The sequence below is a fragment of the Vibrio sp. 378 genome, assembly GCF_033339435.1.
The window spans coordinates 1-660 of the sequence record NZ_JAWOUO010000643.1 but is presented as its reverse complement, the minus strand read 5'-3'; the positions used below and the strand labels follow the sequence as shown (position 1 = coordinate 660).

The window sequence follows — 660 nt, the reverse complement described above, 5'->3', positions numbered from 1 at the left end:
CAATCGAACTCCTTCGCCATTTCGTAGATGGCACGTAACGGGGCGATTGTGCCAATCGTGCTATACACCGAATCGACAACGATGATTCCCGCACCGTGGCGTTGGATCTGCTTGCGCAGATGATTCATGTTGTTGTGCATGAAAGGATGAATCTGCGCTCCAGCGGTGCGTGCTCCTTCCCACAACGACATATGAGCGAAAAAGTCGATGTATACGGGAACGTTTGGCGCGCAGATGGTTTGCAGTAAACCAATATTGGCTGCCCATCCTGATTGTGACAACAAACAACTTTCCATACCGACAAACGTCGCCAGCTGGTGCTCAAAGGCCGGTTTTGATTGATCATCTTGCAAGAAGATTGCTGACATCACGACATTGTCATCTCGTTCAGAAATTGCGTCTCGATGCGCTTTCTGAATGAGCTCATTGTGAGAGAGCGAAAGGTAATCATTGCTTTGCATTACCACGGCATTTTCGGACGGTCGTTTGCCAAGAACGAGGTGTTTTTGATTTTCGTTAGATTTAATTAAATCTTGAATATGGAAATTAAGGCGTTCCTCGATAAAAGAGGGCAGTGGTTTAGTTTCGTTTTTAGTACACATAATAAATCTCTTTGTGATTTGGAAAAACGCCAGCGCTGACCTTATTTATATTGAGGAT

Annotated in this window: 1 protein-coding gene; it reads right to left on the bottom strand. The window is 45.0% G+C overall.

The window, feature by feature from the left end; all coding sequences use genetic code 11:
• A partial coding sequence (locus R7Q48_RS28030) for an aminotransferase class I/II-fold pyridoxal phosphate-dependent enzyme (RefSeq protein ID WP_318133578.1) occupies nt 1-602 on the bottom strand: 602 nt, incomplete at its 3' end.
• Nucleotides 603-660: the final 58 nt, after the last annotated feature.